This is a genomic window from Nostoc sp. (assembly GCF_036917975.1).
Classification (GTDB): domain Bacteria; phylum Cyanobacteriota; class Cyanobacteriia; order Cyanobacteriales; family Nostocaceae; genus Nostoc.
The window spans coordinates 41,596-66,982 of the sequence record NZ_JBALEJ010000023.1; the positions used below are offsets into that span (position 1 = coordinate 41,596).

The 25,387-nt window shown below is 42.6% G+C and carries 15 protein-coding genes; 10 read left to right on the plus strand and 5 right to left on the minus strand.

Features of this window, described 5'->3' with window-relative positions:
• A complete protein-coding gene (modB, locus tag V7K76_RS08220) occupies positions 1–1,824 on the plus strand; it encodes a molybdate ABC transporter permease subunit (protein ID WP_334776784.1) in 1,824 nt (607 codons plus the stop codon).
• 984 nt (positions 1,825–2,808) lie between these two features.
• Here the strand turns inward: modB and V7K76_RS08225 are convergent.
• Both V7K76_RS08225 and V7K76_RS08230 read right to left on the minus strand, forming a co-directional pair.
• Complete coding sequence (locus tag V7K76_RS08225) at positions 2,809–3,180, minus strand: four-helix bundle copper-binding protein (protein WP_094351003.1); 372 nt, start codon at positions 3,178–3,180, stop codon at positions 2,809–2,811.
• Positions 3,181–3,631: 451 nt separating this feature from the next.
• Positions 3,632–4,822 carry a pyridoxal phosphate-dependent aminotransferase gene (locus tag V7K76_RS08230; RefSeq protein ID WP_334776782.1) on the minus strand — a complete coding sequence of 397 codons (1,191 nt, stop codon included), beginning with the start codon at positions 4,820–4,822 and terminating at the stop codon, positions 3,632–3,634.
• 530 nt (positions 4,823–5,352) lie between these two features.
• Between V7K76_RS08230 and V7K76_RS08235 the strand changes: the two genes are divergently transcribed.
• Positions 5,353–5,952, plus strand: coding sequence for an MBL fold metallo-hydrolase (locus tag V7K76_RS08235; RefSeq protein WP_334776781.1), 600 nt, complete (start codon positions 5,353–5,355; stop codon positions 5,950–5,952).
• A 373-nt stretch (positions 5,953–6,325) separates the two neighbouring features.
• Here the strand turns inward: V7K76_RS08235 and msrB are convergent, their stop codons facing one another.
• Positions 6,326–6,820, minus strand: a complete 495-nt coding sequence (gene msrB / locus V7K76_RS08240; protein WP_334776780.1) for a peptide-methionine (R)-S-oxide reductase MsrB — start codon at positions 6,818–6,820, stop codon at positions 6,326–6,328.
• A 659-nt stretch (positions 6,821–7,479) separates the two neighbouring features.
• Between msrB and ssuD the strand changes: the two genes are divergently transcribed.
• The 8 genes from ssuD (at position 7,480) to V7K76_RS08280 (ending at position 20,924) form a co-directional block, all read left to right on the plus strand.
• Positions 7,480–8,640: an FMNH2-dependent alkanesulfonate monooxygenase gene (gene ssuD, locus V7K76_RS08245; protein WP_334776779.1), complete on the plus strand. Its 1,161-nt coding sequence runs from the start codon at positions 7,480–7,482 to the stop codon at positions 8,638–8,640.
• A gap of 27 nt (positions 8,641–8,667) precedes the next feature.
• Positions 8,668–9,306: a beta-class carbonic anhydrase gene (locus V7K76_RS08250; RefSeq protein ID WP_334776777.1), complete on the plus strand. Its 639-nt coding sequence runs from the start codon at positions 8,668–8,670 to the stop codon at positions 9,304–9,306.
• Positions 9,303–9,869, plus strand: a complete 567-nt coding sequence (ssuE, locus tag V7K76_RS08255; protein WP_179066446.1) for an NADPH-dependent FMN reductase — start codon at positions 9,303–9,305, stop codon at positions 9,867–9,869. Before V7K76_RS08250 ends, ssuE begins: the two co-directional genes overlap by 4 nt.
• A 761-nt stretch (positions 9,870–10,630) precedes the next feature.
• Entirely contained in the window at positions 10,631–11,944 is a 1,314-nt protein-coding gene (locus V7K76_RS08260; protein WP_334776776.1) for an FAD-binding oxidoreductase, read from the plus strand.
• A gap of 56 nt (positions 11,945–12,000) precedes the next feature.
• A complete protein-coding gene (locus tag V7K76_RS08265; protein WP_334776775.1) occupies positions 12,001–13,356 on the plus strand; it encodes a (Fe-S)-binding protein in 1,356 nt (451 codons plus the stop codon).
• 324 nt (positions 13,357–13,680) lie between these two features.
• Positions 13,681–14,976: a P-loop NTPase fold protein gene (locus tag V7K76_RS08270; protein WP_334776774.1), complete on the plus strand. Its 1,296-nt coding sequence runs from the start codon at positions 13,681–13,683 to the stop codon at positions 14,974–14,976.
• Complete coding sequence (locus tag V7K76_RS08275; RefSeq protein WP_334776773.1) at positions 14,973–19,874, plus strand: nSTAND1 domain-containing NTPase; 4,902 nt, start codon at positions 14,973–14,975, stop codon at positions 19,872–19,874. Before V7K76_RS08270 ends, V7K76_RS08275 begins: the two co-directional genes overlap by 4 nt.
• Before the next feature lie 381 nt (positions 19,875–20,255).
• On the plus strand, positions 20,256–20,924 hold the full coding sequence (locus V7K76_RS08280; protein ID WP_334776772.1) for an HAD family hydrolase: 669 nt from the start codon (positions 20,256–20,258) through the stop codon (positions 20,922–20,924).
• 386 nt (positions 20,925–21,310) lie between these two features.
• Here the strand turns inward: V7K76_RS08280 and V7K76_RS08285 are convergent, their stop codons facing one another.
• Together V7K76_RS08285 and V7K76_RS08290 are read right to left on the minus strand one after the other, a co-directional pair.
• Positions 21,311–21,748: a DUF6918 family protein gene (locus tag V7K76_RS08285; RefSeq protein WP_334776770.1), complete on the minus strand. Its 438-nt coding sequence runs from the start codon at positions 21,746–21,748 to the stop codon at positions 21,311–21,313.
• 219 nt (positions 21,749–21,967) lie between these two features.
• Positions 21,968–25,318, minus strand: coding sequence for an efflux RND transporter permease subunit (locus tag V7K76_RS08290; protein ID WP_334776769.1), 3,351 nt, complete (start codon positions 25,316–25,318; stop codon positions 21,968–21,970).
• Positions 25,319–25,387 lie beyond the last annotated feature (69 nt).

Here is a 25,387-nt window from a genome sequence, read left to right on the forward strand (position 1 = left end):
ATGCCATTGGATTTATCGCCTCTTTGGATATCACTCAAAACTTCATTACTTGCCACATTTATCACCTTCTTTTTGGGTATCGCTGCTGCCTACTGGATGCTGGGATATCGTGGCAAAGGGAAATCGTTGATTGAGGGTATCTTTATTGCGCCCCTGATTTTACCGCCTACGGTTGTCGGGTTCTTGTTGCTGCTATTTTTTGGCAAAAATGGCCCTGTAGGGAAATTCATGGGGACTTTTGACTTCACCATCGTTTTTACTTGGTATGGTGCAGCGATCGCAGCCACAGTAGTTTCTTTCCCTTTAATGTATAAAACTGCATTGGGAGCTTTTGAACAAATAGATGGTAATCTGCTGCGAGTCGCTAGAACCCTTGGTGCAACTGAAACTACAATCTTTTGGCGCATCAGTTTACCCCTAGCACTACCGGGTATTGTCGCCGCCACAATGCTAGCTTTTGCCCGTGCTTTGGGAGAATTTGGCGCAACGTTGATGCTGGCTGGTAACATTCCTGGACAAACGCAGACAATCCCAATGGCGATTTATTTTGCGGTGGAAGCGGGAGCAATGAATGAAGCTTGGTTTTGGGCGATCGCAATTATGGTGATTTCTCTCTCTGGAATTATTGCAGTTAACTTTTGGCAAGAATTGAGGGAAAAGAGAAGGGGAGCGGGGAGCGGGGAGCAGGGAGCGGGGAGAAGGGAGCGGGGAGCAGGGGGAGAAATTCTTTATACTCCGCAATCTAGCTTTGAATCTGGTGGATTGTTTGTCAACATTGAAAAAATACTTCCTAGCTTTGATTTAAAAGTTGCTTTCAATACTGATGAGCAACCCTTGGGATTGTTAGGAGGTTCTGGAGCAGGTAAGAGCATGATTTTGCGCTGCCTAGCGGGGATAGAAACGCCTACAACGGGGCGGATAGTTTTAAATGACAGAGTTCTATTTGACTCCGAACAAGGAATTAATTTACCTAGCCGCGATCGCCGCATCGGTTTTTTAGTGCAGAATTACGCGCTATTTCCGCACATGAGTGTGGCGCAAAATATTGCTTTTGGTTTGCCCAAAAAACTATCTGCTGGGAGCATTAGAGTGCAGGTAGAGGAGCAACTAATAGCTATGCAGTTGCAGGGGTTAGGCGATCGCTATCCGCACCAACTTTCTGGGGGTCAACAACAACGGGTAGCCTTAGCAAGAGCATTAGCAAGTCAACCGGAAGCATTACTTTTAGACGAGCCGTTTTCGGCACTTGACACCCATCTACGTAGTCAATTAGAGGAGCAAATGACAGAAACTCTAGCTGACTACCAAGGTGTGACTTTATTTGTCACCCATAATATGGAAGAAGCTTATCGGATTTGCCCAAATCTGTTGGTATTGGAGCATGGTAGAGCCGTTCATTATGGCAGTAAATATGATATTTTCGAGCATCCTGCTACTGTGAGTGTTGCTCAACTCACTGGATGCAAAAACTTCTCTCGTGCTGTTCTCCAGTCATCACAACAGGTGGAAGCGACTGATTGGGATTGTACCCTGAAAGTAATTGAACCAATCAACAGCGAATTATCTCACGTCGGTATTCGTGCCCATCAGTTCATTTTTACCAACGACTCATCACAGGAAAATACCTTTCCCTGCTGGGTAGTACGAACAAGTGAAACGCCCCATCGAATGACGTTGTTTCTCAAATTACATTCGGCTGGCAAGAATTCTCAAGATTATCATTTGCAAGCTGAAGTCTTCAAAGAAAAATGGGCGACGATGAAAGACCAACCTTTTCCTTGGTATGTGCGTTTAGATCCTCTGCGGTTGATTTTGATGGAATGAACGCAGAGATGTACGGGACACAACGAAGCTGTAATAATGGAAAACTTGGCGGCAGTGATAAGATTAGTTATTTGACCATACATAGGATGATTATGGCAAGCAATAGCTTCAAACCCGCCTGACTTTTCACGTTATGTGGAAAAGCCACGAAAAACCTAACCCCCTAACCCCCTTCCCTACGAGGGAAGGGGGAATATTCAAAGTCTCTCTCCTTTTAGGAAAGAGATTTAGAGAGAGGTTTTCCAGATACCGTGAAAAGTCAGCAAACCCGCAGAGGCGGGTTTTGTCTGTGTAGCTGCGACTTCCAGTTACCTGGTGCAAAATGTGAGTTAGCAGGCTTCCAATACATTACAGTTGATGAGTCTACCCTGATAACAATTATATGATTCGAGTTCTTAGTTCTTGTTTCATTGACTCTACATTAGATTCCTCACAACCTTTATGTCAAGCCTGATTGAGATGCTCTTATCCTGATATCAACGGCTTTGGTGAAAAAGAACTACCCGACAAATTTGAAAGTTATCTCTACAACCTATAACCGAAGCTGGCATACCAAGAGATAAAGAAGAACAGGCTAAACTTTCAGAGATTATCGATATTCTCAACAAAAGATTTAGAACTGATTTTAGTGAAGCAGACAAATATTTTTTCAGCCAAATTGAAGAAGCACTAGTTCAGGATCAGACATTATCACAACAAGCCAAAAGTAACTCAATTCAGAACTTTAAATATGGCTTTGAGGATGTATTTCTGACAAAGCTGATTGAGCGAATGGATTTAAATCAAGATATTTTTACCAAAATCATAGATTTTAAAGATTTTGGTGAAGTAGTTAAAGAGTGGATGCTAAGGAAAGTGTATACAAGGTTGACACAAGAGTTCAGCCAACCACAATGATTAAATTACTTCAAGCGCCCAGACCCCAAAGAGTCTGAGCGCTTGAATATTAGGTTGCAGAGAAACTTCTGCTAGATTGTCGTGGAATTATGCGGGCATCATGTGCATACTTCTGCAAGACTCTGCACACTTACGGCAAGCGGCAGCACATTCCATCATTTTCGCGTCATCGCTCATCATCTCACACGCCATTGCAGTGCGATCGCACATTTCGGCACAAAGCATACAAGTGCGTTCCATGAACTCAGAACCGCTCATCATCATGTTCATGCACATCATGCACATTTCAGAGCAATCGCGCATCATGCTCATCATGCTCATCATGTTCTTGTCCATGTGCTGACCACCTTTGCTCATGCAATGAGTCATGGTTTCCATGCACATTTTATGACAGTCCATACAAACATCCATGCAAGTTTGCATTTCTGGAGTCATGGTTTCAGTCATCATCATCATCATCATCGGAAATACCTCCTGATTTTTTGATGTATAGATAGTGTCCTTTCAAGGACTACTCATAACGTTAGTCCTATCCTTTTAAAGAGTCAATGGGGCTTTTAATCCAGAATTTTTAAGCCTACTATCCCGATATAATTACCGGAAATTTCAACTAATTCTACACTAGCTTGGTGTTGTTTTTCTGAAGACTACTATACATTAAGGCTTATAAACCCCCGTTGCGAAGTGGGGTTTAATTTGGCAAGTTAACTTTACATTGGGTATCGAAAGTTAGAGTTAAATCTAACTCGAAAATAATGTTATTTTTTTTAACAAATGAAAACTTATATTAACTTGGAGATATAGCAGTCCTAAATCATTCGTGAACGATAAGATCCCCGACTTCTTTGAGAAGTCGGGGATCTGAGTCTCTCGATTTTCACAACTCATATAAAAGAGGAGAAGAAATATATTATAATATTGGCTGTAGATTTGATTGCAATTTTAGTAAGCGATCGCTCGCTGTTTGTAATGTCTCAGGTCTTTTGCTGAAGCAAAATCTGATTAACGAATGTCCTTTTTCTGGTTGACTGAAAAAGCTGGAACCAGGAACTACAGCAACACCAATATTTTTAATCAGATGGTAAGTGAATTCAACATCTGTTTTATAGCCAAATTTGGAAATATCTGCAAGAACGTAATACGCTCCTTTGGGAACGAAATAGGGAATTCCAACCTGGTCTAGAATTTGTAAAATACTGTCTCGCTTCTGGTGATAAAGTTTGGCCAGTTCTTCATAATAGGATGGTGGCAGTTGCATAGCAGCAACACCGGCTCGTTGCAATGGTGCTGGTGCGCCAACGGTGAGAAAATCATGGACTTTGCGAATCGCCCCTGTCAATTCGGGGTTTGCCAAAATGTAGCCGACTCGCCATCCGGTAACGCTATAAGTTTTAGATAGACCGTTAATAGTAACGGTGCGTTCTTCCATACCGGGAAGGGTCGCGAGGGCAATATGTTGAGTGCCGTCATAGAGAATATGTTCATAGATTTCATCAGTGAAGGCTAACACATCCCACTTTTGACAAAGTTCAGCAATTAGGGTAAGTTCTTCACGAGTGAAGACTTTACCTGTGGGATTGTGGGGTGTGTTGATAATAATCGCTTTAGTATTGGCATTGAAAGCTTGACGCAACTCTGCTTCATCAAATGTCCAATGAGGAGGATGGAGTGTCACGTAACGGGGTATAGCACCAGCTAAAATCGCATCAGGACCGTAGTTTTCGTAATATGGCTCAAATACAATTACTTCATCGCCGGGATCAACTGTTGCTAGCATCACAGATGCCATTGCTTCTGTGGAACCACAGGTAACGGTGATTTGGGTTTCAGGATTGATATCTAAGCCGAGATACCAACGGACTTTGTTAGCGATCGCATGACGAAATGGGCGATCGCCCCAAGTAATGGCATACTGGTTCACATCCGCCTCTATTGCCTGATATGCTGCCTGTTTCAACTCCAAGGGACAAGAAAAATCAGGGAACCCCTGCGCCAGATTTACTGCATCGTGTTGCAGTGCAACCCTGGTCATTTCTCGAATCACCGACTCTGTAAACTGTTCTGCCTTCACTGATATTTTTTGGCGCTTAATTTCACTCACCCCTATACCTCCGTTGATCTCTGTTGCGATTATGCGGGAATTTCTATAAACCAGATGAATCAATTCAAAATTCAAAATGACGCTCGCGGACTCGCTAACGCTGCGCTAACAAAATTCAAAATTAAAGACAGCCACGCCACTTGCGGGTGGGGTTTCAACAACCCTTGGGAAACAATGATTCTTTCTCGTGCGAACGCTACCGCGAACGCGCCACTTGCAGGCGTTAGCGCGTAGCGGGACGTTCGCGGTAGCGTCTCTAAGAGTTGTACGGTTTTAAACCTCACTTCTTTTCATAAAAATCATAATATCGATAGATTTATCGTAGTATACTCAAAATCCAGATCCAGGGGAGAAATCAATTCAAAATTCCAAATTAAAGAACTGTGCTGAGTAAAAACCCCAGTCCCCAGTCCCCAGTACCTAGTCCCCAGTCCCCAGTCCCCAGTACCTAGTCCCCAATGCCCTTATTATCTATATACTAAATTATTGATATTAATAGTCAATTATCGAAGTACTGATCCAGAATCATCATGAAATCTTTGCACCGTCCCGATCTGTATAGCTGGTCTAGTTTCAATCCGGCAAGAAATATTGATTTCAATGGGATTGCCTGGATTCGGCCAGATGGTAACATCTTGATTGACCCAGTAGCCCTATCAAACCATGATTGGAATCATCTGAAATCCCTCGGCGGTGTGGTTTGGATTGTGCTGACGAATTCCGAGCATATCAGGGCAAGTAAAGAAATTGCCGATCAAACTTATGCTAAGATAGCTGGCCCCATAGCAGAAAAAGATACTTTTCCCATACCTTGCGATCGCTGGCTATCTGATGGTGAAGAATTTGTCCCAGGACTAGAAGTGATTGAACTCAATGGTTCTAAAACTCCTGGTGAATTGGCTCTATTACTAGAAGAAACAACTTTAATTACAGGGGATTTAGTCCGGGCACGTAAAGCCGGTAGCTTAACGATTTTACCAGATGACAAGCTGCTGAATCGAGAAGAAGCTGTTGCTTCTATTCGCAGGTTGGCTCAACTAAGTCGGGTAGAAGCAGTACTAGTAGGCGATGGTTGGCCAGTCTTTCGGGATGGACGCGATCGCTTGCAGGATCTTGTAGCGACGTTGTAAATAATTAGGGTAGCACAGTTAACTGTGCTACCCTAAAGGCGATTGTGCTTCAAATAGATCAAAAAGGTTGTCAAAAGAAAATCAAACAACACAGTATCATGGTAGTCAGTAGCATTTACATCTGATACTTTCTTTTTTGTTTTAAGAGAATATCAGATAAGCCACCTCCTGATTCCCTGATGGCAGAATGTTGAAGCTTTCACTAATTAACCTAGTTGGAGAACACTGATGTCGAAAGAAAGAAAAAGTAACAAAGAAGTTAAAAAACCTAAAAAAGATCCCAAAGACAAAAAGCAGAAACAAGAACCAAGCAAATAGGATGATTTAGGTTAGTAAGTCCGATATTTAGGACAGTCTACGCCTAAGCAACTTATCAAGCAGGAACAAACTTTAGCGAAACTCCGTTCATGCAGTAGCGCTTGCCAGTCGGTGCAGGGCCATCATCAAAAACATGACCTAGATGACCACCACAGCGACTACAATGTACTTCAGTTCTGGTCATAAACAACGACCTATCTACAGTTACAGCGATCGCACCTTCAATCGGATTGAAAAAGCTAGGCCAGCCAGTACCACTGTTAAATTTGGTATCAGATGTAAACAGTGGTAATTCACAGGCGGCACAATAATAAGTGCCTTTATCGTATTCCTTATCCAGTGGGCTGGTGTAAGGGCGTTCAGTTCCATGTTTACGCAATACATTAAACTGTTCTGGCGTTAAAATGGTGCGCCATTCTGATTCTGGTTTAGTAACTTCAAATCCACTCTGAGAAGTTGTCATCGCTTGTGACCCCCAATTGATATACCTTGATAAAAATGCTGTGCCGACTATGGCTGCACCAGCCTGCAAAAAATACCGTTTGTCCATATATCTATTATTTTCTATTTTCCGGTTCACTGGACAATCAACTCCAGTACGGAATTCCCTACATGAATAACTATAATCAGCGATCGTTCTAAATTAATCCTGATAAACTGATTAAAATTAGCTAAGAAACAACAAATTATCCAATATTGTGGGGTGGGCAACATGAGCGCCCAGTCCATAATAGGGCGGGCAAGATGCCCACCCCACAAGAGTTAATTGAATATTTTTTTATTTGGAAATCCCTAATACAAGTAGAGTTATCCATCTAAACGCTATATGTGGCCAATCATTGGCAGCAATCAACATCGGCCCCATTGCCTTATTTCTCCTAGAGACAGAACGGAATTTTACGCCTATTGCCTGTGGGCTGGATGGCTACCCACGTTCATCGCTGAAAACCTAACCACATTAACAATTCAAAATTCAAAATTCAAAACTGCCTCCTGCCTCCTGACTCCTGCCTTCTGCCTCCTCTTCCCCAATCCCCAATTTTTCGATCGCTAGCTTATTGAACACCGCCTAATATACATTGGTCTGATAGGAATACCGGAGTTTTTTAAAACTTCTTGCGGGCTTTTGTAGAATTATGTGATACTCTAAAGCTAGAAATAAAGCACGGTATTTCTATAGGTTTACCGTAGTTTATAAGGACAGGATTCATGCAGCTACTATGGTTCATCCCAACCCACGGCGACGGACGTTACCTTGGAACGGCTACAGGTGGACGGGCAGTAAGCTTTCCCTATCTGCGGCAGATAGCCCAAGCGGTGGATGACCTTGGTTATACAGGGGCATTGCTACCCACTGGTCGTTCTTGTGAAGATGCTTGGATTATTGCATCAACGCTGGTATCACTGACGCGACGGATGCGTTTTTTGGTGGCGATTCGTCCTGGCTTGGTATCGCCTGGAGTGGCAGCGCGAATGGCGGCGACTTTCGATCGCGTTTCTGAAGGACGCTTGCTGATAAATGTCGTGACAGGGGGCGATCCCGTGGAATTAGCGGGAGATGGCTTGCATTTGGATCACGATCAGCGCTATGAATTAACAGATGAATTTTTGACAGTATGGCGAGCGATCGCTAGTGGTGAACAAGCTAATTTCCAAGGCGAATATTTCAATATTCAGGATGGGAAACTATTGTTTCCAGCTGTTCAGAAGCCGCATCCGCCCTTGTGGTTTGGCGGTTCCTCTCCTGTTGCTCAAAAAATTGCTGCTAAACATGTAGATGTTTATCTAACTTGGGGCGAACCACCAGCGCAAGTAGCCGAGAAGATTGCATCAGTTCGCAGACTTGCAGAAGCAGAAGGCCGGACTTTGCGGTTTGGGATTCGCCTACATGTGATTGTGCGCGAAACCACGAGTGAAGCTTGGGATGCGGCGAATCAATTGATTAAATATGTAGATGACGAAGCGATCGCTAAAGCCCAAAAAGCTTATGCGCGGATGGATTCAGTTGGACAAAGCCGGATGACTCAACTCCACCACGGTAATCGTGAGGCATTAGAAATCAGTCCGAATCTATGGGCGGGAGTCGGTTTAGTACGGGGTGGTGCGGGAACAGCCTTAGTCGGCGATCCCCAAACTGTAGCAGCCAGAATATTGGAATATGCTGCTTTGGGTGTTGAGTCCTTTATTTTCTCTGGCTATCCCCATCTAGAGGAAGCTTATCGAGTTGCAGAACTGCTATTTCCCCACCTGCCATTAGAGAATCTGCCGACAGTGGAGAAACAACATGTCTTAAGTCCATTTGGCGAGATTGTGGCGAATGAAGATTTCCCTAAGCAAAAGCCTCAAGAAAGAGCAACGTCCATATCCTAGTAAATAAGAACTAGGAGATTACCAACCATGCTGCACCAACAAATTGACCAAAAAATCTCAGAAAAAGAAGCTTGGGCATTGCGTCGTCAGTTGGGAATACCTAACAACAAACGCTTGTGGGTGCTAGCGTGCATGGATGAACGTTTACCTGTAGAGAAAGCATTAGGAATTGGTGAAGGAGATGCTCATATTTTCCGTAATGCTGGAGGCTTAGTTACAGATGATGCGATTCGGTCAGCGATGCTAACTACGCAGTTTTTTGGCACAAAAGAAATCATCGTCATTAATCATACCGAATGTGGCATGATGACAGCATCAGGAGACTTTCTCAGTGAGGTATTGCGAAATCAAGGTATTGACGTGGATCAAGTTACTATCGATCCTGCTTTACCAGAATTGAAGCTACCAAAAGGTGTTTTTTCCAAATGGATCAAAACGTTTACCGATGTAGATGAAATCTGCACACAGCAGGTGGAATTACTGCGTAATTCTCCTTTCATTCCCCAGGATGTAGTTATTCATGGCTACATTTGGGAAGTTGAGAGTATGAGTTTGCGCCGTCCCTACAAACGTCTGAGTGAGAAGGTCAACACAGCATCAGCTATGCAGACCAAAAACACAAAACATACTCAACCCGTTTTAGAAATTGGGAGTTTAATTGAATGACAAATATTTTAGCGATCGCTGGTAGTCCTACTCATCCATCTAGAACCTATGGTTTGGTCGAATACACTGCCAAGCTTTTACAACAAGAAGGCCTGCATGTAGACATTATTTCAGTTCGAGATTTGCCTGCTGAAGATTTAGTTTTTGGACGTTACGACAGCCCAGCTTTAGAACAGCCAAAAGCTTTATTAGCAAAGGCAGATGGTGTGATTATTGCCACCCCAATTTACAAAGCTGCTTATACGGGAGTGCTAAAAACATTTCTAGATTTGCTGCCACAAAAATCATTGACAGGTAAACCCGTGTTACCAATAGCTTTGGGTGGAACCATCGCTCATTTATTGGCAATTGAATACGCCCTAAAACCTGTATTATCTGAATTAGGAGCGCGGCATATCCTAGCTACAGTTTATGCGGTAGATAAACAAATTCAACGACAAGCTGATAATAGTGTCTTGTTAGATGAGGAAATTGAGCAAAGACTCAAAGACGTTCTCAAGGAATTTGTGAAAGCCGCAGCTTATGATGCCGCCGCGCCTCAAGAATTGGTTCATGCCAATTAAATAATCAAGTTTATACCTCCGTTTGCTTGTAGCAGATGGCTAATTTTTACCCATCTGTTACTTTTTTTAAAAGTGAATCAGAGAAACATGAATCAATTCAAAATTCAAAATTCAAAATTCAAAATAAAACAACATAAATTTATTTTGAATAACTACACTTAAATAGCAATATTCATCGCTGAAATTTATTAATTTTTCCCATATAAGATATTGTAAATATCCCAGATGTCTCCTAACTCTACCTGTAGTAGATGAGTAAATTTTACTTATCTACTACTTTTTTCCTAAAATTTGAAAGCTTTCAAATATTATAGGTTGGATAAGGCTAATACCTTACCCAACGAAGCGCGATCGCTCTTAATACAAGAGCATGATAACTTTATTCAGCTTTAACAAAGCTCAACTTTTTACCACAAGAGTCGGTAATTGTTAGCTTTTGATCTAAGCGATCAAAAGACTTTGCTGAAGATAATGTATTAAAATATAGCAATACTATTTTGTGAAAATCGAGAGACTAAGATCCCCGACTTCTCTAAGAAGTCGGGGATCTTATTGTTCACGAATGATTTAGGATTGCTATATTCATCGCCTTTTGGACAGCGATCGCTTGAAACCTTACCTCTTCATTTGGCGCTGATTACAAGCCGGCTTGCGCTGTAGGCATCGCTTTTTATATTGAAGCCACCGTATATTAATGGCAATGTGCTTTTTTGGTCAGGTTAGCCAGTAAATTAGAAGTAGGGCGTAAAAAAATAAACTCAATGAAAGCAATGTCTAATGACAGACCGCAAGCCGTCTGCGCTTCTGATTTTGCATCTATCGTCGGCGAAGAAAATACTGTTTGCCTTTGGGAAAATATCGAACTTAGTCAGCAAAAACGTATCCAACAGGCTATAGCTTCTGGAAAATCACCCAGTTGTATTGTCTATCCTCGCACTCAAAAACAGCTAGCCGCAGTCATTGCCAAAGCTCACACAAATAACTGGCCCGTCCTCCCCTGTGGTAGTGGTAGTAAACTCAACTGGGGTAGTTTAGCAAAAAGCATTGATGTTGTAGTCAGTACAGAACGCATCAACCAACTGATAGAACACGCTGTTGGCGATTTGACTGTTACGGTAGAAGCTGGGATGAAGTTCTCCGATTTGCAAGCACTTTTAGCAAAGTCGCGGCAATTTCTCGCCCTTGATCCCACAGCACCAGAATCGGCAACCATTGGCGGTATTGTTGCCACAGGTGATACAGGTTCTCTGCGACAACGCTATGGTAGTGTGCGCGACCAGTTACTAGGTATTACCTTTGTGCGTGCTGATGGAGAAATTGCTAAAGCTGGGGGAAGAGTAGTTAAAAATGTCGCCGGCTATGACTTGATGAAGTTGCTTACGGGGTCTTATGGCACATTAGGCTTTATTAGTCAACTAACTTTTCGTCTGTACCCGCTAGCAGAAGCATCGGGGACGGTGGTACTAACTGGGAAAGCTGAGGCTATATCTCAAGCGGCTGATATCCTTCGGGGTTCGGCGTTAACGCCAGTGCAGGCTGATTTGCTATCAAGTAAATTGGTATCTAGTTTAGGGTTGGGTGAAGGACTAGGATTAATTGCCCGCTTTCAAAGTATTAGTGAAAGTGTTAAAGAACAGTCAAACCGAGTTTTGGAAGTTGGGCAAAAGTTGGGTTTAGATGGGGCAATTTTTGCCGATGCTGAGGAAGCTAATCTATGGCAGAGATTGCAAGAACGAATACATACTTCTGCTACAGAATCGGTAATTACCTGCAAAATAGGAGTGTTACCTACTGCTGCTGTCGAGATTTTGACTCAGGTGGAGTTAGGTTTGATTCATATTAGTAGTGGGTTAGGTTTGTTACAATTAGAGAGTAAAAATCAAGTTTTGAAAATCCGCGATCGCACTCAAGCAAGTAGTGGTTTTTTAACAATTTTGTCAGCACCAGTAACGATTAAAGAACAAATAGATGTTTGGGGTTATACTGGCAACGCTTTGCCGTTGATGCGCCGTATTAAGGAACAGTTTGATAGTAAGAAGATTTTAAGTCCTGGTCGGTTTGTGGGTGGGATTTAATTTTAACAAACCGCCAAGACGCAAAGGACGCAAAGGAAGAGGGGAAAGATAGAAATATGCAAGTTTCAGAAAATTCTGTTAATAATACGGGTAGTTTAAAGAATTTGAAGGGGTTTGATGGGAGTCATCCACCTGACCCGAAGTTGATTGATAGTTGTGTCCATTGTGGATTTTGTCTTTCGACTTGTCCCAGTTATCGTGTGCTTGGCAAGGAGATGGATTCTCCTAGAGGACGTATCTATTTAATGGATGCAATTAATGAGGGTGAAATTGCTCTCAATACTGCAACAGTAGAACATTTTGATTCTTGTTTGGGGTGTCTTGCTTGTGTCAGTACTTGTCCTTCTGGTGTGCAATACGACAAGTTAATTTCTGCAACTCGTCATCAAGTTGAACGGAATTATCCCCGCAGTTTATCAGACCAATTTTTTCGGAAATTGATCTTTTCTCTGTTTCCCTATGCAAATCTTTTACGGTTTTTACTAATTCCGTTGTTAGTTTATCAAAAATTGGGGTTTGCTAAATTATTTCGGACTACGGGCTTACTCAACAAAATATCGCCCCGTTTGGCAGCAATGGAATCAATTCTGCCAGAAATTACTCTCAAATCTTTTGAAGATAATTTTCCTACTATCATTCCTGCTAAAGGTGAAAAGCGCTACCGCGTTGGCGTAATTTTGGGTTGCGTCCAACGACTGTTTTTCTCTTCCGTAAATGAAGCAACAGTGCGGGTTTTAACCGCTAACGGTTGTGAAGTTGTGATTCCGAAATCTCAAGGTTGTTGTGCGGCGCTTCCCGAACACCAAGGACAAACAGAACAAGCAAAAGCTTTAGCAAGGCAGATGATTGATAGTTTTGCCAAGACCGATGTAGATTTTGTAATTATCAATGCTGCTGGTTGCGGTCATACTTTGAAAGAATACGGGCATATTTTAGAAGATGACCCAGAATATCGAGAAAAAGCAAAAGATTTTGCCGCTAAAGTTAGAGATGCTCAAGAATTTTTGGCAACTGTTGGCTTAACAACAAAACTATCGCCGTTAACCGATAAGCCTTTGAATTTAGTTTATCAAGATGCTTGTCATTTATTGCATGGACAAAAGATTAGCGTCCAACCACGTCAGATATTGCGGCAAATTCCAGGGGTAAAGTTGAGAGAACCAATAGATGCAGCTTTGTGTTGTGGTAGTGCTGGAGTCTATAATATGCTGCAACCAGAAGTTTCTGAAGAATTGGGTCGGCAAAAAGTAGAGAATTTATTGAATACTGGTGCTGAGTTAATTGCTTCTGCTAATCCGGGGTGTACTTTGCAGATTACTAAACATTTGCAGTTGCAAGGTAAGAAGATTTCAGTTATTCACCCGATGGAATTGTTAGATTATTCGATTCGCGGTGAAAAGCTGAAATTGTAGATATTTCTTGTGGGATGGACATCTTGTCCGCCCTTATCTCGTTCCCATGCAGAGCATGGGAATGCCCCTAGTTGAGGCTCTGCCTCCAGTCTGGCATCTCAATGAATGCATTCCCAGTCGGAGACTGGGAACGAGGAAAATATTTCTTGTGGGGTGGACATCTTGTCCGTCCTTGGTTGTAGGCGGATGAGACACCCACCCCACAAGAAAAGTTAGATATTTTAATCAGTCAATCTGAAGAAGTTTTTTCCGAAATAGCGGCTTTATCGTCTGTATAATCACTGAAATGGGCAAGAACGTCAGGCTGATTTCGGGTGATTTGTGATGAAACTAGATTTAGACAGGTTTTTTAAAGCATGCAACCCCGCCAAGACTCTGGTTGTGAGCAAACCGGAGGATAAACAGTATTATATTGATTTCTCCAAAGTGCGTGGTGCCAAGATTATTGAGGAATTAGGACGAACTATCACCCGCCTTGCACCGGAACAAGCTACTTGTCAATTATTTACAGGACATATCGGTTGTGGCAAATCCACTGAGTTACTACGGCTAAAAGCAGAGTTAGAACAGCAGGGATTTCATGTGGTTTATTTTGAGTCCAGCCAAAGCTTGGATATGGCTGATATTGATGTTACAGATATTTTATTAGCAGTAGCTCGTGAGGTGAGTCAAAGTCTAGAAGCAATAAAAATTAATCTCAAGCCTGGATACTTTCAAACTCTGTTTACTGAACTTGCTGAATTTTTGCAAACGCCGATAGAACTTGGGGGAGAGTTATCTGTAGGTATTGCCAAAATTACTGCCAAAACTAAAGATAGTCCCAAACTTCGTGGCCAACTGCGACAATATTTAGAACCGCGCACCAATGGCATTTTAGAATCAATTAACAAAGAATTGCTCAAGCCTGCTAGGGAAAAACTGGAGCAGCAAGGTAAAAAAGGACTGGTGGTAATTGTCGATAATCTCGACCGAGTTGATAATTCTTTTAAGCCTTCTGGTTATTACCAACCAGAATATCTCTTTGTGGAACGAGGTGAACAGTTAAACCAGCTAAATTGTCACGTTGTTTATACCATTCCCCTAGTGTTGATTTTTTCCAATGCTTTAGGCAGGTTAACAAATCGCTTTGGAGTAGACCCTAAAGTTTTACCGATGGTTCCTGTACGGCTAAATGGTTCGGAATTTTCACAGGGAATTACACTACTACAACAAATGATTATGGCCAGGGCTTTTCCTGGTGTCAGTTGGGAACAAAGCCAGCATTTAATTACCCAAGTTTTTGATAGTCCTGATACTTTAGAAAGGCTGTGCTTAGTTAGCGGTGGTCATTTGCGAAATTTGCTGATGTTATTATTTCGCTGTCTTCAGCAAGAAGACCCACCCCTGTCGCAAGAGTGTGTAAACAGGGTGATTAAACAACGCTGCAATGAGCTAACTTTAGCAATTACTGCTGATGAATGGGAAGTACTGCGTGAAGTGGCGCAGCAGAAAAGCTTGAGAGGTCATGAAAGATACGAACTTTTGCTTCGCAGTATGTTTGTATTTGAATACCGCGATGAAAATGGTTCTTGGTTTGATATCAATCCGATTTTGGCAGAAGCTAGGGAATTCGGGTTATGAGTAATCAGCACGAGACAGAAAATTTAGCTACTGAAAATGAACGTTCATTGCAAACTCTGGTGCGAGCAATTAGCCTTTCTCAGGGAGAATTTTCGCTGATTTTGGTTCGATGTAACTATGCAGTTTTCCGTCAGGATATAGTACAACGCCTACATCAACTATCTCCTGTTAAAATCCGTGAAATCACTTTACCTGTGTCAGTAAAAACTCTTTACACGTCTATAGGTGAAAAACTGGGAGATGAACAGCCACGAGCATTAATGGTTTTTGGTTTGGAATCTGTTAAAGATATTGATACAGTTCTAACTTCAACTAACCAAGTACGGGAGGAATTTAGAAAAAATTTCCCCTTCCCTGTGCTGTTATTGGTTAATGACCAAGTTTTGCAAAAGCTGATTAGATTAGCGACAGATTTCGAGAATTGGGCAACAATAATTCATTTTGCGATCGCTACCACTAATTTAGTTCAATTCGTCAAGCAAACATCTGAGGAAGTTTTCGCCAAAGTTTTAGATGCTGGTGCAGGGAAATTTCTCGATAATTCTGCACTCAATCTGGGAATCGGTTCGCCGCACCGTGTAGAACTTGAGTTAGCACAAGCTGAACTCCAAAAACGGGGTGTGAAGTTAGACGCAGAATTAGAAGCCAGTTTAGAATTTGTCCTGGGTCGAGATGCAGTTTCGATGGAACTGTCACGACAGCATTATGAACGCAGTCTCGCACTTTCGCAGCAGAGTTTTAACTTAGAGCAGCAAGGATGCGTCCTGCACAATTTAGGGTTATGGTGGCGTACCTACGCCATCCAGCATTTAGCAGAACAAGAAGCCGCTTGCTTACGCGCTAAAGATTATTATCATAAATGTCTGGAAGTCTTTGAACGGGCACATCATCCCGACTTAGTAGCAAAGTTTATCAACACTTTGGGGGAAGTACTGCAAAAGCTTCAGCAGTGGGATGAATTAGAAAAAGTTGCTCAAAAAGCTTTAACTCTATATCAAACTTACCCTGATTGGTTCAGAGAAGCCAGAGCTTATGGATTCCTCGCTGAAGTAGCACTTGCTCATTCTGCTTGGAATAAAGCCAAACAAGCCGCAGAAAAAGCGCTTTCTATTGTAGCTAAGAACCAATCGTCCCAACCCAACGCTAATTTAGAATTGGTGCGTTATTATCATCAAGGTTGGTATTTATTTGCACTAGCCAGAGCGCAACAGCAGCTTAATAAGGTGCAAGATGCTTTAGCTATCCTAGAAGCTGCGAGAAGAGAAACTAAACCTCAATACGATCCAGAGCTTTACATTCGGATTTTAGAGAAATTGCAAAACATTTATTACCAACAATGTAAATACCTGGCGGCTTTTCAGATTAAACAAGAGCAAATTAAAATTGAACATCAATATGGTTTTCGTGCTTTCATTGGGGCAGCTTATTTAATTCCTCAGCAGGAGGTAATTAACCCCGCATTGGTACAAGTAGAAAAGCTTGTAAAAGTTGCTCAAGAAATTGCAGTTTCGGAGCGCCAACAAGATGTCAATCGCTTGATGAAAAGAATGAGCCGTAATGACCATAAACTGACTGTATTTCATGGTCAGTCAGGAGCAGGTAAAAGTTCAATTTTGAATGGAGGATTAGTACCTGCTCTGCAACTGCAATCAATTGATGCTCGTGATGTATTACCCATTGTAATACGAGTTTATACAGATTGGATGGGGATATTAGCAAAGTGTTTGGCAGAGAATGGTACGTCTAGTCCTTCGATAGAATTAATTTCTGAAAATTTGCGGGAAAATGCCGAGCGTAATCGGTTGACGGTTTTAATTTTTGACCAGTTTGAAGAATTTTTCTTTATTTACACAGATCAAAGTAAAAGGCAGCCATTTTATAAGTTCTTGCGGCTTTGTCTAGATATTCCTTTTGTGAAGGTTATTCTCTGTTTGCGAGAAGATTATTTGCATTATTTATTGGAGTGCGATCGCCTGTTTAATTTTACAGCAATTAATAATAATATTTTAGATAAGAATATTCGCTATTACTTGGGGAATTTCTCTTCAGTAGATGCTAAAGCTGTTGTGCAAAGTCTGACCGAGAAAACCAATTTTTACTTAGAGCCTGCGTTGATTGATCAATTGGTAGAAGATTTAGCAGACGAACTTGGCGAGGTACGCCCGATTGAGTTACAAATAGTCGGAGCGCAACTCCAAACAGATAAGATTACAACTTTAGCTCAATATCTTCAGTCGGGAACAAAAGAAAAACTGGTCGAGCGATTTTTAGAAGAAGTTATTAAAGACTGTGGTGATGAAAACGAACTCTGTGCCAGAGTCGTTTTATATTTACTAACAGACGACAAAGGCACTCGTCCCTTCAAAACTTCTGACAATTTAGCGGAAGATTTAAAAACATCAGGTATTATCTCAGAAAAAGAAACACTAAATCTAGTCTTAGAGATTTTAGTCGGTTCAGGACTGGTGTTAAAAATTCCTGATGATCCTGCTAACTTATATCAACTGGTTCATGACTATCTAGTAGCTTTTATCCGGCAATCACAACAAGCAAGAGAATTAGAAGAACGGAAAAAGGAGAAACAAAAACGACAACAGGCTGAAGAAAAACTAAATATTTTTTTAAAACGACAACGAAACTTGGCGATCGCTGGAAGTGCTATGATGACCCTCTTGGCAACCGTATCAGTGATATTTGGGTTCCAAGCAGAGTATCAAAGAAAACAATCAGAAAAAAACCGAATAATAGCCATTAGTAAAACTTCAGAAGCACTTTTTACCTCACACCAGACATTTGATGCCCTCAAAGAAAGCATCCATGCTGGAATATTACTGAAGAAATTACCTTTTGCACAAAGCGATAGTCAACTTCGCACCCAAGTTGTAACGGCACTACAACAGTCAGTTAACTGGATAGTAGAGCGCGATCGCTTAGAAAAACACCAGGCTTTGATCTGGAGTGTGACTTTCTCACATGATGGAAAGTTGATGGCCTCAGCTAGTTATGACAAAACTATAAAACTCTGGAATCTAGATGGTAGTGTGCAAAAGACACTCTACGGACATAAAGATAAAGTCCTCAGTGTGAGTTTCTCACCTGACGATCAAACAATTGTCTCAGGCGATTTCCAGGGTGTTGTCAAACGTTGGAAGCAGGACGGTACACCACTAAAAGACCTTGAAGAACACGGTAATAAAGCACACAGTAAGGGAGTTTATGGTATCGATTTCTCGCATGATGGCCAGACAATTGCCACAGGAAGTCGGGACGGCACACTCAAACTTTGGAAGCGAGATGGCACTTTGTTAAAAACAATTTTTAACGCGCATAAAGATGGAGTTAATAGTGTCGCTTTCTCACCAGACGGTAAGATGATTGCTACTGGTGGTCGGGACAAAACTGTGAAACTCTGGACATCCAATGGTAAGCTTCTTCACACTACCGAACGCAATCAGGACTTTGTTTGGGATCTAGCTTGGTCAAACGATAGCCAGACAATTACAGCTGCTGGTGGTGGTGCTGCTGCCACTGGTGACAACAACAGAGTAAAAATCTGGAACCGAGACGGCACTTTATTAACAGATTTTAAAGCACATAAAGATGGAATCAATAGGGTTGCTTTCTCACCCGACGGTAAGATGATTGCCACAGCTAGTGACGATAAGACTGTAAAGCTTTGGAAGCCTGATGGTACTTTACTCACAACTTTATCAGGACATACCAATGGGATTTATGCTGTCAGATTCTCACCTGACTGTAAAACTCTAGTTTCTGCCAGTGCTGACAGTACAATGAAACTTTGGCAAGTTGGTAGTATCAGCTGCTCACGCAACGCTAAAATTCCTGCTTCTGCTAGTGCTGACAGCACGATGAAGATTCAGTTTGGTAGTGGTGTGGTAAGTATCCTAAACGCTCATCGTGATAGAGTTAATCAGGTACATTTCTCACCTGATGACAAAATAATTGCCTCAGCTAGCCGTGACAAGACAGTGAAATTCTGGAAGCGCGATGGCACTTTGGACAAAACTCTTGACGGGCATAGCGATAACGTTAGTTTCTCACCTGATCGTAAGACAATTGCTACCGCTAGTGATAATAATACAGTGAAACTCTGGAGGCGCGATGGTAAATTCCTCAGAACCCTTTTTCAGAACAGCGATAAGATATACGACTTGAATTTCTCGCCCAACAGTAAGTTTATTGCTTTGGGTAGCATGGATAACAAAGTAATAATATTGCGGCCAGATAGTATCAAGCGTCAGATTCTCAACAAGCATAACGACTGGGTAAGGGCTGTAGCTTGGTCGCCAGATAGTCAGATGCTTGCTTCAGCTAGTGATGACAACACGGTGATACTTTGGAAGCAGGGCAATAAAGGAGAGTTTTATAGATATGAAACTCTCGCAGGGGAAAACGGGCATAAAAGTTGGGTTTTGAGCGTTAGCTTCTCACCTAGTGGTGACATGATTGCCACGAGCAGTAATGATAAGACGGTGATACTTTGGAAGCAGGACGATAAGGGGGAGTTTCGCTGGTACAAAAAGCTGGAAGGGCATACTGATGAGGTTAATAGCGTGACTTTTTCACCCGACGGTAAGATGATTGCCACAGCTAGTGATGACAAGACTGTAAAACTCTGGACACGCGATGGTAATTTAATCACTACTTTAACTGGGCATAACGATTACTTATTAAGCGCGACTTTCTCAGCCGATGGCAAGACTCTGGCCTTGGGCAGTGCTGATGGGGCTATAATTCTCTGGAATTTGGATGATCTAAATCATCTCAATAATCTAGATAGCTTACTGGGGCGTGGTTGTGATTGGTTACATGATTATCTGAAGAATAACCCGAAAGTGAGTCAGAGCGATCGCCATCTCTGCGACGATATCAAGTAGATGGTTGGCAGTGATTAGATATTTCAAGTTATCCGTGATCGCAGTTGATTGATCAATGAACCTTTGCAAAGGTACGTCTCAAAACCTCACCCCCAACCCCTCTCCCAATACGGTTCGGTTAAGGCAAGAGACGCGATAAATCGCCGTCTCTACAATCATCAATCCGCAATTATGCAACGCCAGAAAATCTAGTTCCCTCCCCTTGTAAAGGGGAGGGTTAGGGTGGGGTAGAACTGACGCGGGCGATCGCACTTTCTGAAATTATCTCAGGCGATCGCCATCTCTTCTTCTATAACCCCCTTCTCCTCTCATGGGATGATGAAGTAAATTATTTGCCATGCCATCATCAGCTATGAAACAAAACATCAGCCGAGGTTTTTCATGGCATTAGAAGGGGTGATTTTAGATATTGATGGAACACTGGTTTTAAGCAATGATGTTCATGCAAATTCCTGGGTAGAGGCATTTGCAGCTTATGACTTAGAAGTGCCATTTGAAACAGTTCGACCACTTATGGGCATGGGTGGAGATCAACTGATTCCCAAAGTAGTGCCAGAATTAAATGGTGAAGAAGGAACTGGCAAAGCGATCGCTCAATTACGCAAAGAACTATTACTTGATAAATATATACCACAAATTACTGCTGCCAATGGGAGCAGAAAATTAATATTAAAGATGCAAGAATCGGGATTGCATCTGGTTGTCGCTAGTTCAGCAAGTTCTGAAGAACTCGATATCATGCTCAAAATTGCCCAAGTAGATGATTTGCTAACGGAAGTAACTACATCCGATGATGCCGAAGCATCTAAACCTGCTCCTGACATTGTAGAAGCAGCCTTGAACAAAGGGCAAATGACACCTGAAAAAGTAGTGATGATCGGAGATTCACCCTACGATATTGAGTCTGCCGGCAAAGCAGGGGTAGCTGTGATTGGTTTGCGCTGCGGTGGTTTTAGCGATGAACAACTGTCGGGAGCGATCGCAATTTACAACGATCCAGAAGATTTGCTACAGCACTATGACTCTTCTATTCTGGGTGTAAATGCTTAAATACTAAAAGGGTAAGCGATCGCACTTCTACCACAACTATACAAACTTGAGATATTTACAATACAATCGCCATGCCAGAAAATGCGGAAAATTAGGCATCGCCAGATTAACATTACCTTGTGCAGATCAGACAATTGAACTAATTGATTGAGTAATAGACAAAGGTGATTATCTAGAGAAGATGGTATGCGATCGCAGTCGATTGATTAATGAAGTTGTGCAATATCATACACTACTCATAAAACAGGAGTCAGAATACAGAATTCAGAATACTCTAACCATAAAGGGATAGAGTTTTAAGGCGATGTTTGAAGACAAGCGGAAAAAGCTTCTACGCTTGCCACGTTTCTAAAAGACGCGATTAATCGCGTCTCTACTTCTCTTGATCAGACCTTAGTGTAATTATTGATTACCTTAGCTAAATCTGGCACTGCTTCTTCTACGTGTCTTTTGGCAGAACCGCGAAGTTTTTCATAGGTTCCTCGCACGATTGGGCGCTTTGCGCTCTTGACTCTCGCATCGGTGACACTCAGTAGCGCGTCTGCCGTATCAGAGCGATTCGCACTCAGATATTCAATTGGATCGCCTTTCTCTATGCCTCTACTCCACATAGGATCAAGTGCTATGAAGCATTGCGGCAATATCTGCTCAACTACATAGGGGATGTACCCTGGTTTAATCCCCTTCAAAGCAGCAAAGGCAGTTTTCAAAGCGATGCCGCTCATGCCTGACTTGGATGCAAGCTGTCCTTCAATCATGTTGCAACAGTCCTCTATGACTATAGCCTTTTTGGTCGGATTCAAAAGTCCGTCGCTAAGTCCCATTTCACTCTTCCTTATCTAAGTACTTAATTCTATTCGACTAATTCTTTTAGCAAGCAGGAAATTACAGAAAATGGTATCAGAGTTAGAGGGTCTTATGGATACAAGCCAGGAGGCAGGAGGCAGGAGGCAGGGGGCAGGAGGCAGGGAGCAGGAAGCAAGAGTTATTTCTCCTTCATCTCCATTACTCATTACTCATTACTCCCTACTCCCTACTAAAAGTTAGGTTATCCCATCTTGCTGAGACCTAAGTTGTGCCTCTGTTTGACTTGAGCTTGCGGGTAGAGCTTCATGTCTCGATCCCGAAGTTCCATTTGGAGAATTTGGAGGGTTTGAGCCTCCCCGCTTCCGAGAAAATATAGCCTGAGCCAAGCTCTTAACCAAAATATACAGAATTGGCACTAAGAACAAACTCAAGAACGTCGAAAGCATCAGCCCCCCAAAAAGCGCTGTTCCTAAAGACCAACGGCTGCTGGCTCCAGCCCCTTGAGAGATCACCAAGGGCAAAAATCCTAACAGCGCGGCAAAGGAAGTCATTAAGATGGGTCGCAGACGTTCTTGCCCCGCTTTCACCGCCGCTCGCGTGTAGCTCATGCCCTGTTCATGCTGCTGATTGGCAAATTCCACAACTAAAATCGCGTTCTTTGCAGCTAGACCAATCAAAGTCACCAAACCTACTTGGCAATAGATATCATCCACCACTTTTGGGAAGAGGCTACCTGCCATGAAAATATTGGAACGTAGCCAAATCGCCGTCATCGCTCCCAAAACTGCCAGGGGAACTGTCAGCAAAATAATGATCGGGTCAACGTAGCTTTCATACTGAGCCGCTAGTACCAGAAAGACGATAACGAAGGCGAAGGCAAAAATCAAGCCAGTAGATCCCCCAGATGTCTTTTCCTGGAGATAAGTCCCTGTCCACTCGTAACCAAACCCTTGAGGTAAGACCTCTGCTGCTAGTTTCTCCATCGCTTGAATCGCCTGTCCAGAACTAGCACCGGGAGCCGGAGATCCCTGGACTTTGATTGACCTGTACAAGTTATAATGGGCAATGGTTTTCGGCCCGACAAAGGGAGTTACTTTCACCAGATTGCTCAACGGAATCATCGCCCCAGTTGCAGAGCGAACATAGAGCTTGCCAATGTCATCTGGATTAGAGCGGAAAACCCCATCTGCTTGGACATATACTCGATACTGTCGCTGTCCCTGCACAAAGTCATTCACATATTGCGACCCCAAGTAACTTTGCAACGCCCCAAAGATGTCGTTGAGTTCAACGCCGAGAGCTTTGGCTTGGTTGCGGTTCACTTGGATGTCAAATTGGGGAGTGTCTGCGGTGAACTGAGTGAAGACTCGTTGTAAAGCAGGGTTTTTATTGGCTGCTCCAATGAACTTTTGAGCAGTATCAAGCAGGGTTTGAATCGGCGCACTTCCGGTTTTATCTTGAATGATAAACTCAAAACCACCTGTACTACTTAATCCTCTCACTGGCGGAGCATTGACTGCGATCGCTCTAGCATCTGTAATTGCAGAGAGCTTTTTGTTCATTCTCTGAAGTATTCCATAGACAGACTGAGATTCTTCAGCTCTCTCTTTCCACGGTTTTAGGTTAGCAAAGGCAATGCCTAAATTGGAAGCATTGCCATCGAAACCAAAGCCACTGATCATAAAACTAGCTTGAACTTCGGGAAGCGATGTTACTTCTTTGGCAACCCGCTCCATCACAGATTCGGTGTATTTCAAAGAAACGCCATCAGGCCCTTGGACAACTACAAAGAAGTAACCCTGATCTTCCTCTGGAATAAATCCAGTCGGCACTGCTTTGTACATCAAAACCGTTGCTACTAAACCAGTAATAAAAACCCCAATTACAATCGGCTTGACATGGGTAAGGTAGCTAACAAAGCCAACATATCGGCGCGTAAACCAGCTAAATCCCCGATTAAACTGGGTAAAAAACCATCCCAAAGGGCCCCGTGGAGTCTGAGCCGGGCGCATGAGGATGGCAGCCATACTCGGAGAGAAAGTTAAAGCATTGAAGGTGGAAATGGCAATAGAGCAAGCAACGGTTAACCCAAATTGTTTGTAGACAATCCCAGTAGTGCCCGGAATGAATGTAACTGGAATGAATACCGCCATGAGTACAAGTGAAGTGGCAATGACTGCCCCAGTTAACTCTTTCATGGCTTCCATCGCAGCCTCCAAGGGTCTCAAGCCCTGCTCCAGTTTGACTGCAACTGCCTCGACCACAATAATGGCATCATCGACAACCAGACCGATGGCCAGAACGAAACCAAATAAAGTCAGTGTATTAATCTGAAATCCTAAAACCAACAGAGCCGCACACGTCCCAACCAGGGAAACGGGGATCGCCACAGTGGGAATGATCGTGGTACGCCAGTCTTGTAAAAAGACAAAAATTACCAAGACCACCAGGATAATCGCTTCAACCAGAGTCTGTAGAACTTCTTCTAAAGAAATTTCTACAAATGGAGTGGTATCAAATGCCACCTGTCCTTTTAGTCCAGGTGGAAAATTCTTCTCTAGTATTTTGATTTGGTTTTCAACAGCATGGGCAACGTCCAGGGCATTACTACCTGGAAGTTGATATATCCCCAAACCCACGGCTGGCTTGGGAGCATTCCCTGGAATGGTGAATTTGGCATCAGCCAGATAGCTCTCGGCTCCCAGTTCAACTCGACCGACATCTCTAACCTTAACTAGGGTGCTATTACTGCTGCTATTAGTGGTGCTGGTGCTATTAGCAGTGCTGGTGCTATTAGTAGTGCCATTAGTGCTACCTTGACTTACCTTCAGCACCATATCCTCAAATTCAGACGCATCTTTAAATCGACTGGTTGCCCGTAAAGCAAATTCAAAGCTTTGATTATCTGGTGCTGGTTCCTGACCAATTGCCCCTGCACCTACCTGAATATTTTGTTCTTGCAGTGCAGTTGTCACATCTTGAGGAGTTAGTTTATGTTGAGCAAGCTTGTTGGGATCAAGCCAAAGACGCATGGCATATTTGCGCTCCCCAAAAATCGTAGCTTTTCCTACACCAGGAAGCCGTTTGACCTGATCGAGAATAAACAGATCAACATAATTACTGATAAAAATGTTGTCATACTCATTATTATCTGAGTAAAACCCATAGACCAGAAGCAGACTGCTTGATGCCGTTTCAACGGTGACACCTGTTCGTTGAATAGTATCTGGCAATTGAGGTGAAGCAAGTGTTTCTTTATTTTGAACGTTTACTTGAGCAATATCGCTATTGACATCTGTTGGGAAGGAGACAGTTATATTGCTGGAACCATCATTACCCGTATTAGAAGATATATAGGATACATCTTTAACACCATTAATTTGTCGCTCAATAATATTGGTGACAGTACTTTCTGTTGTTTGAGCATCCGCACCAGTGTTAGTGGAGCTAACGGTGATTTGCACCGGAGCGAGGTCTGGTAGCTGAGAAATGGGCAAGATCGGAATACAGATGCTTCCCAGCAGCAAAATGATGAACGTGCAGACCGTCGTCAGTACTGGACGTCTGATGAAGGTATTGACAAACATAAATCAAGGAATAAAGGAAAAGTTCAAGACTGGTTAGTAAGGTAGTAGCTTTTTATTAATATAAGGATT